15 protein-coding genes are annotated in these 14,731 nt (G+C 62.7%); 9 read left to right on the top strand and 6 right to left on the bottom strand.

The features are described 5' to 3' along the window. Window positions 1–693 (top strand): ABC transporter ATP-binding protein, encoded by a 693-nt coding sequence (locus tag ARUE_RS05765; protein ID WP_011773943.1) that lies wholly within the window; start codon window positions 1–3, stop codon window positions 691–693. On the opposite strand, the gene ARUE_RS24055 is transcribed toward ARUE_RS05765, so the two are convergent. After that, complete coding sequence (locus tag ARUE_RS24055; RefSeq protein ID WP_286140272.1) at window positions 671–817, bottom strand: hypothetical protein; 147 nt, start codon at window positions 815–817, stop codon at window positions 671–673. The genes ARUE_RS05765 and ARUE_RS24055 overlap by 23 nt on opposite strands. Before the next feature lie 80 nt (window positions 818–897). Here ARUE_RS24055 and ARUE_RS05760 point away from each other — a divergent pair, with 80 nt between their 5' ends. Next, on the top strand, window positions 898–1,968 hold the full coding sequence (locus tag ARUE_RS05760; RefSeq protein WP_043469893.1) for a Gfo/Idh/MocA family protein: 1,071 nt from the start codon (window positions 898–900) through the stop codon (window positions 1,966–1,968). A 65-nt stretch (window positions 1,969–2,033) separates the two neighbouring features. Here the strand turns inward: ARUE_RS05760 and ARUE_RS05755 are convergent, their stop codons facing one another. Genes ARUE_RS05755 through ARUE_RS05745 form a run of 3 tightly spaced genes read right to left on the bottom strand, consistent with a single transcriptional unit; the run spans window position 2,034 to window position 3,959 of the window. Further along, on the bottom strand, window positions 2,034–2,474 hold the full coding sequence (locus tag ARUE_RS05755; RefSeq protein ID WP_014921055.1) for a DoxX family protein: 441 nt from the start codon (window positions 2,472–2,474) through the stop codon (window positions 2,034–2,036). Window positions 2,475–2,523: 49 nt separating this feature from the next. Continuing rightward, window positions 2,524–3,195: a phosphonatase-like hydrolase gene (locus ARUE_RS05750; protein WP_014921054.1), complete on the bottom strand. Its 672-nt coding sequence runs from the start codon at window positions 3,193–3,195 to the stop codon at window positions 2,524–2,526. Then, window positions 3,192–3,959 carry a GntR family transcriptional regulator gene (locus tag ARUE_RS05745; RefSeq protein WP_011773940.1) on the bottom strand — a complete coding sequence of 256 codons (768 nt, stop codon included), beginning with the start codon at window positions 3,957–3,959 and terminating at the stop codon, window positions 3,192–3,194. The genes ARUE_RS05750 and ARUE_RS05745 overlap by 4 nt, the downstream gene beginning before the upstream one ends. Window positions 3,960–4,122: 163 nt before the next feature. Here ARUE_RS05745 and ARUE_RS05740 point away from each other — a divergent pair, with 163 nt between their 5' ends. From ARUE_RS05740 to ARUE_RS05720, 5 genes are all read left to right on the top strand, one after another. Then, entirely contained in the window at window positions 4,123–5,340 is a 1,218-nt protein-coding gene (locus tag ARUE_RS05740; RefSeq protein ID WP_187329927.1) for a TIGR03364 family FAD-dependent oxidoreductase, read from the top strand. 42 nt (window positions 5,341–5,382) lie between these two features. After that, complete coding sequence (locus ARUE_RS05735) at window positions 5,383–6,297, top strand: phosphate/phosphite/phosphonate ABC transporter substrate-binding protein (RefSeq protein ID WP_014921052.1); 915 nt, start codon at window positions 5,383–5,385, stop codon at window positions 6,295–6,297. Further along, window positions 6,297–7,103 (top strand): phosphonate ABC transporter ATP-binding protein, encoded by an 807-nt coding sequence (locus ARUE_RS05730; protein ID WP_014921051.1) that lies wholly within the window; start codon window positions 6,297–6,299, stop codon window positions 7,101–7,103. Before ARUE_RS05735 ends, ARUE_RS05730 begins: the two co-directional genes overlap by 1 nt. Beyond that, window positions 7,100–7,954, top strand: coding sequence for a phosphonate ABC transporter, permease protein PhnE (gene phnE / locus ARUE_RS05725; protein ID WP_014921050.1), 855 nt, complete (start codon window positions 7,100–7,102; stop codon window positions 7,952–7,954). The genes ARUE_RS05730 and phnE overlap by 4 nt, the downstream gene beginning before the upstream one ends. Before the next feature lie 92 nt (window positions 7,955–8,046). Next, window positions 8,047–9,156, top strand: a complete 1,110-nt coding sequence (locus tag ARUE_RS05720; RefSeq protein ID WP_014921049.1) for an FAD-dependent oxidoreductase — start codon at window positions 8,047–8,049, stop codon at window positions 9,154–9,156. Between the two features lie 63 nt (window positions 9,157–9,219). Here the strand turns inward: ARUE_RS05720 and ARUE_RS05715 are convergent, their stop codons facing one another. Continuing rightward, window positions 9,220–11,439: an NADP-dependent isocitrate dehydrogenase gene (locus ARUE_RS05715; protein WP_014921048.1), complete on the bottom strand. Its 2,220-nt coding sequence runs from the start codon at window positions 11,437–11,439 to the stop codon at window positions 9,220–9,222. 243 nt (window positions 11,440–11,682) lie between these two features. Beyond that, the gene (locus ARUE_RS05710) at window positions 11,683–12,660 is read right to left on the bottom strand and encodes a GlxA family transcriptional regulator (protein ID WP_014921047.1); all 978 of its coding nucleotides are present in this window, start codon (window positions 12,658–12,660) and stop codon (window positions 11,683–11,685) included. Between the two features lie 153 nt (window positions 12,661–12,813). Between ARUE_RS05710 and ARUE_RS05705 the strand changes: the two genes are divergently transcribed. Then, entirely contained in the window at window positions 12,814–13,380 is a 567-nt protein-coding gene (locus tag ARUE_RS05705) for a cysteine hydrolase family protein (RefSeq protein WP_014921046.1), read from the top strand. 173 nt (window positions 13,381–13,553) lie between these two features. Continuing rightward, window positions 13,554–14,672, top strand: coding sequence for a hypothetical protein (locus ARUE_RS05700; RefSeq protein ID WP_043469886.1), 1,119 nt, complete (start codon window positions 13,554–13,556; stop codon window positions 14,670–14,672). Window positions 14,673–14,731 lie beyond the last annotated feature (59 nt).

Raw genomic sequence — 14,731 nt, 5'->3', positions numbered from 1 at the left:
GTGATTGTAGTCAAGGACCTGGTCCGTCAGTTCAAGTCCGGTGACCGGACCATCAAGCCCGTCAACGGCGTGAGCTTCGAGCTTGAAAAAGGCTCGCTGGCGTCCATCGTCGGCAAGAGCGGCAGCGGCAAGAGTACGCTGTTGTCCCTCCTGGGTGCGCTGGACAAGCCCACCTCGGGAGACGTCGTCGTGGATGGTGTGAGCCTGGCGGGGCTGCCGGACGGCAAGCTGACCGAGTATCGCCGCCGGGACATCGGCTTCGTATTCCAGCAGTTCAACCTGATCCCGAACCTCAGCGCCGTGGACAACGTGATGCTGCCCATGGAGTTCGCCGGTGTCCGCAAGGCAGCGCGCTTACAGCGGGCCAAGGAGCTGTTGGAGCAGGTGCAGTTGGATCCGGAGAAGCACTCGCGCCGCACCAACCGCTTGTCCGGCGGCGAGCAGCAGCGCGTGGCGATTGCCCGGGCGTTGGCCAACGAGCCCAAGCTGATCCTCGCCGATGAGCCCACCGGAAACCTGGATGAGCAAACCGGTGAGCACATCATCGAATTGTTGAGCTCACTGAGCCGCGATCACAACACCACCATCCTGGTGGTTACGCATGATCGCAGCCTGGCGCAGAAAACCGAACGTTGCTTCCGTCTTCAGCAGGGCAGGCTTAGCGAGGAGGTCAGAACCGGATCGCGTCGATGACCTTGACGCCCACCGCCACGACCGCAGGGATGGCTCCGGCGAGTGCGCCCACAAGGACTGCTGCGCCGAAGCCCATCAGTGCGGCGTCGAGGGGGAAGGCCGGGTTTCGCCACGCGTCCGCCATTTCGTTCGGACTGCACCTTCATTCGGCGTGAAGGGTGCGCACCACGTCCGTACAACCCGGGAAATGAGAGGATGAACGGCATGACACTTCCTATCGCTGTGCCCTGGCTTTCCTCGCAAACCAACCAGGATCCCCGGTCGGCCACCGGTCAGCCTCTGCGGTGGGGAGTGGTGTCCACAGGCAACATCGCCAACAGCGTCTCCCAGGACCTCGCCCTGCTGGAAGATGCCGAGCTGTATGCCGTGAGTTCCCGCAGCCAGGCTGCCGCGGATGCGTTCGCCCACACCCTTGGTTTCTCCAAGGGCTATGGGGACGACGACGGCGTCCTTGGCTACCAGCGTCTCTTCAACGATCCCGACGTGGACGTGGTCTATGTGGCGACGCCCCACGCTCAACATTTCCAGATTGCCGCGGCCGCTTTGAGGGCCGGGAAGCACGTGCTCTGCGAGAAAGCCCTCACCATCAACGCCCGCGAAGCCACCGAGCTGGTGAGACTGGCCCGGGAACAGAAGGTGTTCTTCATGGAAGCGGTATGGAGCCGTTTCCTGCCGAGCATGCAGCGGGCCTTTTCCATAGCTGCCTCCGGCGAACTCGGGCAGATCCAGTGGGTCAGTGCCGACCTCGGTTTCCCGGCACCTTATGATCCCGCCGCACGGATTTGGGCTCTCAATGACGGCGGCGGAGCGCTCCTGGACATCACCGTCTACCCGTTGCTCTGGGCACTGGGTACGCTGGGCTTCCCGCAGTCGGTCACCGCAATCGGCACACTCAACGAGGACGGCGTGGACAGCCAGAACGCCTTGACCCTTGGCTATGACACCGGTGCACATGCGCAACTGACGTCGTCGTTGATGGCGCACGGGCCTCGGACCGCTACGGTGGCGGGCGGGCTCGGGTTCCTGCAGACCGTTGGCTCCGTGAACAACCCCCGCGAACTGGTGATACGGATTGGTTGGGACGAGCCGCGGCGCGAGCACTTTGACGTTGTGGGCATCGGCTACACCTACGAGCTCCGGGAAGTGACCCGCTGCATCCAGCAAGGCCTGACAGAAAGCCCGGTCATGCCGCTGGAGGACTCCATCAACGTCATGCGTCTCTTTGACGGCGTGCGGTCACAGTTGGGCATCCGGTACCCGAACGACGCTCGGTGAGCCGATCGAGCCGGTAACGTCGCCGAGCGTGGTGCGTCCCGCCGTCGTGAATTAACCCAGCCGTATTAACGCCCTGTGCGGGCCGGTTGCCTTGCCAGCTTGCGGTCTAGCGACAACGCACCCGGCCCCAGGAACACGAACGCTACGGAGATGGCGACGTAAACGATCAGGAGCTCGGCCGTGACACCTGACTTGTCCGTGAGCAGGGGTTTGCCCGCTTCCGTCACGAACCAGATCCCGGCGAACATGATCGCCGCCAGGAAACCGGCCACCCGGGTCAGAGCACCAAGCACCAAGAGCAGGCCGAGGCCCAGTTCGCCGGCGATCACCAGCCACGCCACAACCTCGGGCTTCTGCACGCCCATTGCGGCAACGGACGCGGCGAAGGCGGCATGCCCGGCCATGAACTTCTGGAAGCCGTGCACCATGAGGAGCGCGCCGAACACCACGCGCAGGATGGTGACTCCGCGGGCAGAGGACTTGGGGGACGGGTGAAGGAATTTCACGGGTTCCAATCTTCCATGCCTGCGTCCCCACCGCCAACCCGGCGGTGTTCTACGAGAGCAGCGCCGGGATGTCCTTCACGCCGTCAAGGATGTGGTGGTGCGGGTGTGCAGCCAAGGCCTCGCGGTCCAGCTTGCCGGTCAGGACACCCACGGCCGTGACGCCCGCGTTGTTGGCGGCGGCGAGGTCGTTCACAGTATCGCCGGCTGCGATCACGGCGCGGACGTCCTGCACGCCGGTCAGCTCCATGGCCCGGTGGATCATGTGGGGTGCCGGACGGCCAGCGGCTACTTCATCAGAACACACGACGGCGTCCAGCAGGTTATCGTCGTGGACGCTCCAGCCCAGCCGCTCAAGGAGGGGCTCGGCCACATCGCGTGAGAAACCGGTAGTCAGGGCCACCTTGACTCCCTTGCTCCGAAGATCGCGGAAGGCTTCTTCCACACCCTCCAAAGCCACTGGCGGGTTGGCGTCATAGAGCTCCACAAGCAGTTCCTTGAACCGGACAAACGCAGCGCTGATGGTGGCCGGGTCCGCAGTCCCGCCACCAGCATGGATCAGGGCCGTGATGGCCTCAACCTTGTCGGCGCCCATCCACTCCTGCACGGCCTCGGGCGTGGTGGTCACACCGGTTTCCTCCACACAGCGGGCCAAGGCGACGTAGACGTCGCCGTGTTCGTCGATGGTGGTTCCGGCCATATCGCAGGCAACAAGCTTGATCATGGGGTGGCTCCTTCAGTGTGGATGCGGACCAGTGCGGCCCGGCGTTCCACGGTGTTGTCGATGGTGAAGTTTGTCAGTGCCGGCAGGTAGCGGTCCTCGGAGTATTCGAGGGGCTGCCCGTCGCCGGAACGGGTGATACGGCGTTCGCGCAGGAGCGGAGTGCCTTCGGGCTGCTCCAACAGTTCGGCGTCCTCGTCACTGGCTGCGACGGCGTCGATGGTGTGCCGCGCACTGTGCAGGTCCACGCCTTGCTCCTTGAGGAACGCGAAGATGGACCCGGAGTCGGTGTCGAAGTCGAAGAGCTTTCGCCCCACATCCAGGATGAACGTGGTCCGTTCGATCATGGCCGGAGCCTCGTCCAGGTAGCGGACACGAAGGACCTCCACCACAGTGGTTCCCGGCACCAGCCCGAGTGCCTCGGCGGCTTCCGGGCTGGCTTCGCGGCGTGCGACCTCCAGCGTGCGTTGACCGGGCGTCTTGCCGATCCCGATGGCCCATTCCGTGAATGAGTTGAAGGTGGAGAACGACTGCGACGGCACGGACCTCCGCACCATGGGGGGACGCCCCCGCCCACCCGTTACCGCGCCCTCGGAACGCAGGAAGGCGAGCGCCTGGCGAATCGGTCCGCGCGAGGTCCCGAACTCGCGGCACAGCTCCGCCTCGCTGGGCAGCTGGAAACCCGGCGGCCAGTCACCATCGGTGATCCGGCGCATGAATTCCTCACTGAGACGGACGTGGAGGGGTGCGTTCTGCTGTGTGCTCACAAGTTGATATTACAAGTCCCACAGCATGAGAACGCCGGTTTTGAGGGCCCTGAGATGAACTTGAAGTGAACTCGAATGAACAGACATTAAGTTCAGGTTAACTTGTATATACAAGTCCCGATTCAGCTTGATTCCCTTCGATCCGCCCACCAGTCTCAATGGTGTGAACAACCCAAGCACCTCCCCTACACCCATCAACAACAGCCCGGGCCAACCCACCGACGTCGTGATTGTCGGCGCTGGAATTGTTGGCCTGGCGCATGCCGCGCACGCTGTTGCCAATGGCCTGACCGTCACCATCATTGAGCGCGACCACCACGCCGCAGGCGCCTCGGTTCGTAACTTCGGCCACTGCTGCATCACAGCCCAGTCCGGTGAACTGTACGAGCTCGCCCAGACCTCCCGGAAGTACTGGCTCGAGTTCGCTGAACGTGCCGGGTTCTGGGCCTCCGAAGCCGGGGCCGTGGTCCTCGCCCGCACCGAGGCCGAAATGAACGTCTTGCGTGAGCTCTCCGCGGTGCGCGAACCGGGGCAGGTTGAGCTGCTCTCCCCCGCCGCGACGCGGGCCCGTCTGGGCACGTCGGCTTCTGTGACTGAAGAAGCGCACGACGGCGCTGGTACTTCAGGCGCAGCATGGCCCGGTCTGGTAGGTGGCGCCTTCCTACGGGATGACCTCCGCGTCGACCCCCGCACCACCGTCGCAACGCTGGCCGAATGGCTCAGCCAGCAACCCGGCGTCGAACTTCACTGGAACACAGCGGCGCTGGGCTTCAGCCGGAGTCCTGCAGGCGTGACCGTCCGGACGTCGCGCGGAGAGCTCAGTGCCAAACAAGCATTCGTGTGCGTCGGCCACGACGTCGATTACCTGTTTCCGGATCTTGCCGAGGAACACCGGATCCAGCGGTGCGCGCTGCAGATGTCACTCGCGGCCAAGCCTGCCGGCGTCGAGTTCGCACCTGCTGTCCTCACGGCCACGTCCATGCTCCGGTACCCGGCGTTCACGGATATGCCTGCAGCTGCCGCGCTCCACTCCGAGGTGTTGGAGAACCAGCCCGAACTGCTGGAGATCGGCGCCAACGTCATGTTCACCCAGCGGCCGGACGGCACCGTCATTCTGGGCGACTCGCACCACTACCACCGCACCGCCGATCCGTTCCTGGACGAAGCGGTGACCACCACCCTCAACGCCGAAATCACGGACAGGATCGGCGAGCCGCTGGAGATCATCCAGCGCTGGCAGGGCGTCTACGCGTCGTCTGACGTGGCTCCCATCCTGGTCCGTGACATCCAGCCCGGCGTCACCGTGGTCTCGGTGACCTCCGGCGTCGGCATGACCCTTTCATTCGGCCTGGCACACCGCAACGTTTCGCGCTTGTACTGATTTCCCCGTCTCCCCTCCAATCCCCTTCGCATAAGGATTCCCATGAAAACCACGCTCTTCACCGGTTCCGCGCTTGCCCTCGCCACCGTTCTGGCGCTGACGGCATGCGGCGGCGCCGCCCAGTCCTCTCCCGAGGCGACGTCGGCCACCTGCCCCAACGGTGAGATCAAGTTCGGCATCGAGCCCTACGAGGACCCTGCCAAACTCAAGCCCGCCTACGATGTCCTGGCCGCGGCCCTGTCCAAGAAGCTCGAATGCCCGGTGAGTGTCCAGGTGGTTGAGGACTACGCCGCCGAGGTCCTGGCCATGCGCAACGGCAAGCTGGACCTTGGTCAGTTCGGCCCGCTGGGCTACGTGTTCGCCGACGCTAAGGCCGGTGCTGAGCCGCTGGTTTCCTTCGGCACGGCAGAGAAGGAACTCAGCAGCTACACCGCGGGGATCTGGGTGCCGAAGGACAGCCCCATCCAAGCCATCGGCGACCTCAAGGGCAAGTCGCTGGCTTTGGGTAGCGTTGGTTCGACGTCCGGTGACGTCCTGCCGCGCTTCGGCCTCCGCGAAGCCGGAATTGCCGATGCCGACATCAAGATGGACTACACCGGCGGCCATCCCGAGGCCCTGCTGGCCCTAACCAACGGCAAGGTGGACGCAGCGCAGATCAACTCGCAGACGCTCGCCACGGCCATTGCCGCCGGAACGTTCAAGCGGGACGACTTCCGTCAGGTCTGGACGTCCAACCCGATCCCCAACGACCCCATCACCGTTCGCGGCGACGCCGATCCCGCGTTCGAAGCCGCCGTGAAGGACGCGTTCCTGAGCCTGGATCCCGCCGACGTAGCCAAGGTGGGCGAGTTCCTGGACGTCACCCCTCCGGGTCCCTTGCTCGAGGTCACCAAGGACAACTACACGCCGTTGTTCAAGCTCGCCGAGACCATGGGCCTCACCGAGAAGGACCTGTAATGCCTCGCGCCGGGCAGGGCCCGCTTCTCTCCGTCCAAGGCTTGCGCAAATCCTTCAACGGACGGACCGTGCTGCAGGGTGTCGACTTCTCCGTTTCAGCCGGTGAGCTGGTGGCTTTCCTGGGCGCTAACGGTTCCGGCAAGTCCACCACCCTCCGCTGCGTCATGGGCATCACTTCCCCGGACGCCGGCAGCATCAGCATCGATGGCGCCGCGCTGGAGAACCTGCAGGGCCGTGAACTGCAGCAGACGAGGCAGCGGATGGCCATGATCTTCCAGAAGATCCATTTGGTCCCCCGTCGCACGGCCTTGGACACCGTCTGCGCCGGCGCACTGTCGCGGATCCCCACTGTCCGCTCACTCAGTCCGTTGCTGTTCCCGGCCGACGTTCAACAGGAAGCCCTCGACTGCCTGGACCGGGTTGGCCTGGCGGACCGGGCATTCGACCGTGTCGGCCGTTTGTCCGGCGGTCAGCAGCAGCGCGTGGCCGTAGCCCGGGCACTTTGCCAGCGGGCCGACGTCGTACTCGCCGACGAACCGGTGTCCGCATTGGATCCGCACGCTGCCGAGCAAGTCATGTCGCTGCTGCGGGAACTCGCGCATTCGGAAGGACTGGCCGTGGCCGCTGTGCTGCACCAGCCCGACCTCGCACTTCGGTACGCGGACAGGTCCATCGGCCTACTCCAAGGCTCCATGACCTTCGACCTCCCCTCCGCAGAGGTCACGGCGGTCCACCTCGATACCTTGTACGCCCCGGACAGGATCGCTTCAGACGCGATCGTTTCAGACAGGACCCAGGCAGCATGACACCCCACACCTTGACCCCGGCCGTCGCGCGACGGGGCTCTTCGGCCCAAACCCGAGTGGCACTGGTCCGCCCGAAGAAGCCGCTGCGGTGGGTCACGACGGCGGCAGTGGCTGCCGCCGTCGTCGGACTTCACGCCGTGGCCATCGAAGGGACGGACTTCAAACCCGAACTTTTGGTTGACGGCTGGAAGGGCATGGCCGCGTTCGTCGGCGACGCGTTCCCGCCGGACCTCAGCTGGGAGAAAACCCTCAAACCCGGGCTCGAAGCCACACTGGTGACGTTGTGGATCGGCCTCCTGGGGACTACGTTGTCCGTGCCGTTCGCCCTGCTCCTGGCTGCGCTGGCAGCAGAGAACACCAGCCCGCACCGGCTCGTTTACCAGGCAGCACGCGCCATCCTGTCGTTTTTCCGCGCCGTGCCGGACATTGTGTTCGCGCTGATCTTCGTCACCGCCGTCGGGCTTGGTCCGTTCGCGGGCGTGCTCGCCCTGATCTGCCACAACACGGGTGTGATGGGCAAGCTGTGGGCGGAATCGATGGAGGAGATCGACGCCGGACCCCAAGAGGCACTCCGGACCGCCGGCGCCAACCGGATCCAGCAGGTGGCCAACGCAACGCTGCCCATGGTGGTTCCGCAATTTGTTGGCCTGCTGCTTTACCGCTTCGACGTCAACGTGCGGTCCTCGCTGGTCCTTGGCCTGGTGGGCGCCGGTGGCATTGGCCTGCTGATCAACCAGTCCATCAAGTCGTTCCAGTTCGACTCCATGCTCACGCACATCCTGATCGTGCTGGTGCTGATCATTGTGGTGGACCAGTTCTCCGCGTGGATCCGCAGGCGCTTGGCTGCGTAACGTCCGTAGCTAACGCAACTAGGGGGGCAGAATGGGAGGTGGCCCTCTTTGGGGCCCCGGTTGGAGTCGCGGACATTGTGGATGGAGCAGGCATGCAGGTTGACGTCGTAGTCGTTGGCGGAGGAGCCATGGGATCGGCTGCCGCGTGGCAACTCGCCCGGGCTGGTCGCTCAGTGGTTCTGTTGGAGCAGTTCGAGGCCGGGCACCACATCGGCGCCTCCCACGGCGCCACCCGCAACTTCAACACCGCTTACGCCGAGGCCGACTACCTGGACCTGCTGGCAGAGTCCAAGACGCTCTGGGACGAACTCGCGGCCGAGCACGGCGCCCCGCTCCTGGACATGGTGGGGCTGGTGAACCACGGCAACGTCCCCCGCTTACAGCAAGTGCGGGAAGCCCACGAGGCACGCGGTATCGAGAGCTACTTCATCTCCCCTGATGAAGCCGCCAACCGCTGGCTGGGCATGAACTTCGCTACCGACGTCCTCTTCGTGCCAGGCTCCGGGCGGATCCGCTCGGCTGACGCCCTGGTGGCGCTGCGGAAATCAGCGGAAGCGCACGGTGCTGTTTTCAAGTACTCGACGCCGGTCCGGGACATTCGTGTCACCGGCGGCGAATCAGCGGTGGTGGTGACGGAGGAGACGGAGTACACGGCCAGCCGCGTGGTGGTCACGGCCGGCGCCTGGACACCCAAGCTCATCGGCAAGCTCACTGATCTCCCGGCTTTGGTGGTCACCCAGGAACAACCTGCCCACTTCACTCCCAGGGATAACACGCTGGTGTGGCCCAGCTTCAACCACAGCCCGGACCCCGATCCGAACAACGAAGCGTACGAGTACTGGTACAGCCCCGTCTACGGCATGCTCACTCCCGGCGAAGGCGTGAAGGCCGGCTGGCACGGCGTCGGCCCCGTCATGGATCCGGACGAGCGCACGTTCGAGCCCATCCCCCACCAGATGGAAGCTTTGGTGCGGTACGCAGAAGAGTGGCTTCCCGGCGTCGACCCTTCCACCGCGGTTCCCATCAGCTGCACCTACACCACCACGCCCAACGAGGACTTTGTGCTGGACCACTTCGGTCCGTTGGTTGTGGGTGCCGGCTTCTCGGGCCACGGCTTCAAGTTCACACCGGCAATCGGCCGGGTACTGAAGGACATCGTCGACGGCGGCGTGGCACCTGAGCGGTTCCACGCGGAACGCTGAATCCTCGCTTAAAAGCAACAGGCCCGCAGGCAATGCCTGCGGGCCTGTTGCGTTATACCAGGACTACTTCAGGGTCGCGAGGACCTTGTTGAACGTAGCCGACGGGCGCATGATCTCAGCGGCCTTGGCAGCGTCCGGACGGTAGTAACCGCCCAGGTCGACGGCGGTACCCTGGACTGCGGCCAGCTCACCGACGACTGCCTCTTCGTTGGAAGTCAGGGCTTCAGCGATTGCCGCGAAGTCCTTGGCCAACTCGGCGTCTTCGGTCTGCTTGGCCAGTTCCTGGGCCCAGTACGTGGCCAGGTAGAAGTGGCTGCCGCGGTTGTCCAGCTCGCCGACGCTGCGGCGCGGGGACTTGTTTTCCAGCAGGAACGTACCCGTGGCGCGGTCCAGCGTGTCAGCGAGGACCTGTGCGCGGGCGTTGCCGGTGGTGGTGGCAAGGTGCTCGAAGCTGACGGCCAAAGCAAGGAACTCGCCCAGGCTGTCCCAGCGGAGGTGGTTTTCCTTGACCAGCTGCTGGACGTGCTTGGGAGCGGAGCCACCGGCGCCGGTCTCGAAGAGGCCGCCACCGTTGATCAGCGGAACGATGGAGAGCATCTTGGCGCTGGTACCGAGCTCGAGGATCGGGAACAGGTCCGTGAGGTAGTCGCGGAGCACGTTACCGGTGACGGAGATGGTGTCCTCACCCTTGCGGATGCGCTCCAGCGTGAAGGCCGTGGCTTCAACCGGGGAAAGGATCTTGATTTCCAGGCCCTCGGTGTCGTGGTCCTTGAGGTACTCGTTGACCTTGGCGATGAGGTTGGCGTCGTGGGCGCGGGTCTCGTCCAGCCAGAACACAGCCGGAGTCTGGGAAGCGCGGGCACGGGTGACGGCCAACTTGACCCAGTCGCGGACCGGGATGTCCTTGGTCTGGCATGCGCGCCAGATGTCACCGGGGAAGACCTGGTGCTCGGTGAGGACGTTGCCCTTGCTGTCCACGAGCTGGACGGTGCCAGCTGCCTGGATCTCGAAGGTTTTGTCGTGGCTGCCGTATTCTTCGGCTGCCTGTGCCATGAGGCCCACGTTGGGAACGGTGCCCATGGTGGTGGGGTCGAATGCGCCGTTGGCACGGCAGTCGTCCAGCACAACCTGGTAGATACCGGCGTAGGAGCTGTCCGGGATCACCGCCAGGGTGTCGGCTTCCTTGCCGTCCGGGCCCCACATGTGGCCGGAGGAACGGATCATGGCAGGCATGGAGGCGTCAACAATGATGTCCGACGGAACGTGCAGGCTGGTGATGCCCTTGTCCGAGTCCACCATGGCCAGCGCCGGACCGTCTTCGAGGCCCTTGGTGATGGCTGCCTTGACGCCATCGCGGACGTCCTCGGGCAGGTCTTCCAGGCCGCTGAGGATCGCTGCGAGGCCGTTGTTCGGGCTGATGCCTGCGGCTGCGAGCTGCTTGCCGTAGGTTTCGAACAGCTCGGAGAAGTAAGCCTTGACCACGTGGCCGAAGATGATGGGGTCCGAGACCTTCATCATGGTGGCCTTCAGGTGTGCGGAGAAGAGAACGCCCTCTTCCTTGGCGCGGGCAACCTGGGCCTTGAGGAACTCATCCAGGGCGTCGGCGCGGAGGACGGTAGCGTCCACAACCTCGCCGGCCAGTACGGGGAAGTCCTTCTTGAGGACCTTGGTGGTGCCGTCTTCGCGGACCAACTGGATGCTCAGGGAATCGTCGGCCTTGAGGACAACGGACTTCTCGTTGGAGCGGAAGTCGTTCTCGCCCATGGTGGCAACGTTGGTCTTCGAATCAGCGGACCAGGCACCCATGGAGTGCGGGTTCTGACGGGCGTAGTTCTTCACCGACAGTGGTGCGCGGCGGTCCGAGTTGCCTTCACGCAGCACCGGGTTAACGGCGGAACCCTTGATCTTGTCGTAACGCGAGCGGATATCCGTCTCGGTGTCCGAGGAGGGGTTGTCCGGGTAGTCCGGGAGGGCGTAGCCCTGGGCCTGGAGTTCGGCGATGGCAGCCTTGAGCTGCGGCACGGAGGCGCTGATGTTGGGCAGCTTGATGATGTTGGCTTCCGGCTGCTTTGCCAGTTCACCAAGTTCAGCAAGCGCGTTGCCCGTGCGCTGTTCTTCTGTCAGGAAATCACCGAAGACGGCGATGATGCGGCCGGCCAGCGAAATATCGCGGGTCTCCACCTCTACTCCTGCGGTCGAGGCATACGCTTCAACAATCGGCAGGAATGAGTAAGTTGCCAGCATCGGCGCTTCGTCTGTGTGGGTATAGATAATCTTGGCCATTGGTGGGGTTCTCCCTGAAAGTCTGCAGATTTCAACATCTCTAACTTACCCGAGTAGACCGTTTTGACGGCCCTTCGTGTCCGGGATCACTCTCTGCGTTACCGTCCGGGAAAGCGATTAACGCCCGACGGCGGCCTGACCGCCGCCGCTGCCTGCCGACGTCGTGCGCCGGCGGCTTTTCCTGGCACGGGTGGTTTCCGCGTAGGGTCCGGCAGGCCGATATCCCCTCAACGTGCTCTGCTACTACGTCTGGAATCTGAGCCTGTACTCGGTAGGTGTCGTGTTGAGGCGTCGTCGAAAAGCTCGGACCAGGGTATCGATCGAGCCGAGGCCGCAGACCGAAGCGATTCGCTCCAACGTCGCATCGGTGGATTCAAGGTAGCCGCGCGCCACTTCCACCCTGACGGACTCGATGTAGCTATGGGGTGTCATGCCGAGTTCGTTCTTGAAGATTCGGGTCACCTGCCTCTCGCTGATATTGGCGATGTCCGCGAGCTTCCCGATGGTGAGAGTCTGGGCAACGTTGCGCAGGATGTAATGGCGGAGGTCCTCGATACGCCTATTGGTGGAGGTCCTTGCCAACGGAACGCTGAACTGGCTCTGCCCACTAGGGCGTTTCAGATACATGACAAGCTGGCGAGCAACTCTTAAAGCGGTTTCCTCCCCCAGGTCTTCGGCTATGAGGGCAAGGGTCAGATCCAGGCAGGCGCTGATTCCGGCACCGGTCCACACTCTGCCTTGGCGGATGAAAATCGGATCTGGATCCACATCCACCAAAGGATGCTCTGCAGCAAGCTGCTCTGCCGTGGACCAGTGCGTAGTTGCACGTATGCCGTCCAACAGCCCCGCTGCGGCCAGGATATGCGCACCAACGCAGATCGACGCCACGCGATCGGCCCGCCCGGTGAGCTGCTTCACCCGATCTACAACAGCCGCGTGGACGACCGGACGGATTTGGCGGTTGGTGTCGAATTCAACGGCGCCAGGGACGATCAGCGTTTGAATACGCCTCCTGCCCAAGTCCTCGAAAGTGACATCCGGGACCACTCTGACACCTGCCCCCGTGGTCACCGGCACCAACGTTTCAGCGGCCAGGACTACTTCATAGCTGGCTGCCTCATCGTTCTCCCGTTTGGCAAGTGCAAAGACTTCGGGTGGTCCCGTGACGTCGAGCAGATCGACGTTGTCGAATAGGACGATAACTACCAGCTTCTTGATCATCAGGTTTCTTTCGACTCAACTGCCATGTCAGTTTTTGCATGTTAGGCGTCATTGCAGAGGTGTTGCGTGCGAAGTTAGCCTATCAAATGGTCCATTATTGGATGCATTCTGCAGATTAGGGAGAAAATGATGCCGAGAACTACGCTCCGCCAGTTGAACGGGTTGGATGAAACACCAGCACAACTTGGCGATTCGACGCTAATTCTTATCGATTATCAGAACACCTACACCACTGGTGTGATGGAGTTGGATGGCTGGGAAAATGCCTTGGAGAAAGCCGCCGAATTGCTTGAACGTGCTCGAAAGGCCGGTTCGAAGGTTATTCACGTCATTAACGACGGCGGAGATGGAACGCCTTATGACATTCGGAATGAGATTGGTCAAATCCATCCGAAGGTAGCTCCGATCGAAGGTGAGCCAGTCGTCGTGAAAAAGGCACCTAACGCTTTCCTGGACACGGACCTGGCCGAGCATGTTGATGCTGCCAGGCGGGAGAGTCTGATTATTGCAGGATTCATGACCCACATGTGCGTCGCATACACCGCTCAGGGTGCATTTCTGCGAGGCAATCAACCCACCGTCGTTGCCGACGCAAGCGCAACCCGTTCGCTGCCTGTCGCCGGCACCGAACTGGACGCGTGCCAAGTCCACTATTCGGCGTTGGCCACGATTTCCGATCTCTATGGTGTGGTAGTTGCCACCCAGGAGGAACTGACCTAAGGTCCCACAACCAGGCGGCCGGCAGGGCGCCCCTCCAAGCGCCCTGCCACTCCCCAGTTGCCCGCCGATTCCAACCACAGAACTCCGGAGAGTGTCCCCGCAATCTTCCGGTGCCTATCAGCGCCAAGAATCCCAAGGCACACCATGTGCCTTGAATCAGGAAGAAGATTCACATGACTACACGCAGAGGCTTCATCCGAGGCGCCTCCGGCATTGGGGCAACAGCCCTAATCACCTCCGCTGTGCCGCTGTCCCAGGCGAGGGCTACGCCTACGATCGCCGGAGCTCCGAGCCTCAACGCAAAGCAAGCGATCCTGGCTGTCAATGCCGGGATGAGATCCAACTACGCTGCTTTGAAGGCGGACCTCATCAAGCACCTGTCGCCGGTGATTGTTGTGCAAAACAATGCAACTGGGGGAAAATTTACACTCATCACGAATGGAGTACGGGAGTCCGTTGAGCCCGTCCCCCAGGTATTCGAATTGGCGAAATCGATCGCCCACGTTCCCCTCGGCTGCTACTCCATTGTCGCCTCATACCTCACCGACAATGTCCCTAAAGTTGCCAATGGAGCCCGTATCGACGCGCATGACCTCAAGTTGGTTGCTTTTAACGACGACCATTCCAGAAACTGGATCCTCCCGCTTCAAGACTTTGGATCCAAACTCGAGACCGCTCGGAAAGCACTACCCGCAGCCGGTCTCGTGCCGGAGCTGCAAAAATCGTGCCACAACATCCTCACTCGAGGCATGGAGTTCATTTCCGATTCAGTGAAGAATAAGAATTTCAACGTCGCTTCGTTCCAGATATTCGCCAGCAGCGTTTACCCAGACATTCGGGTGAACATGAAATATGCCTCAGAGGCTCAAATCGCGGGCGTCAGGGATGTGATGGGGACGTGGCGCCGAAAACTTGGCGAATCAGCTTGGGCCGATTTGTACACCGTGGTGCTATCGCAATGGACAACCGCTGAGCTGAACCAGAACACCATCATCATCAAGGATCTTATGAATCCGGCCAAAATAGATACACATCTCATTGACCTTCCGGGACTGGAAACGCCCGCCGATCCCGTGGCAGTGGCATTGGATAACCTGGCGCGAATCGTTCAAGACAACATTGCCGCCGAGCTCGTCTTTTCGCAGGACCCCACCGTTGCAGACGCCCTCAAGGGCAAGCAAGACCTACTCTCGGAAGAGATTCTTGCTCAACTGGGAACAGGCACTCCCGCAAAACCTGCCCTGCCGGGTTACAACACCACCACCAAGGGCATCTGCCCGGTCAAGAAATAGTCGGCGGTCAGTGACCAACTGAATCGCTGGGGCCGGGCCACCTCCACGAGGAGTGGCCT

It is taken from the genome of Arthrobacter sp. Rue61a (genome assembly GCF_000294695.2).
Lineage (GTDB): Bacteria > Actinomycetota > Actinomycetes > Actinomycetales > Micrococcaceae > Arthrobacter > Arthrobacter aurescens_A.
The sequence above is the reverse complement of the archived record's forward strand: the minus strand, read 5'-3'. Positions and strand labels throughout refer to the sequence as shown.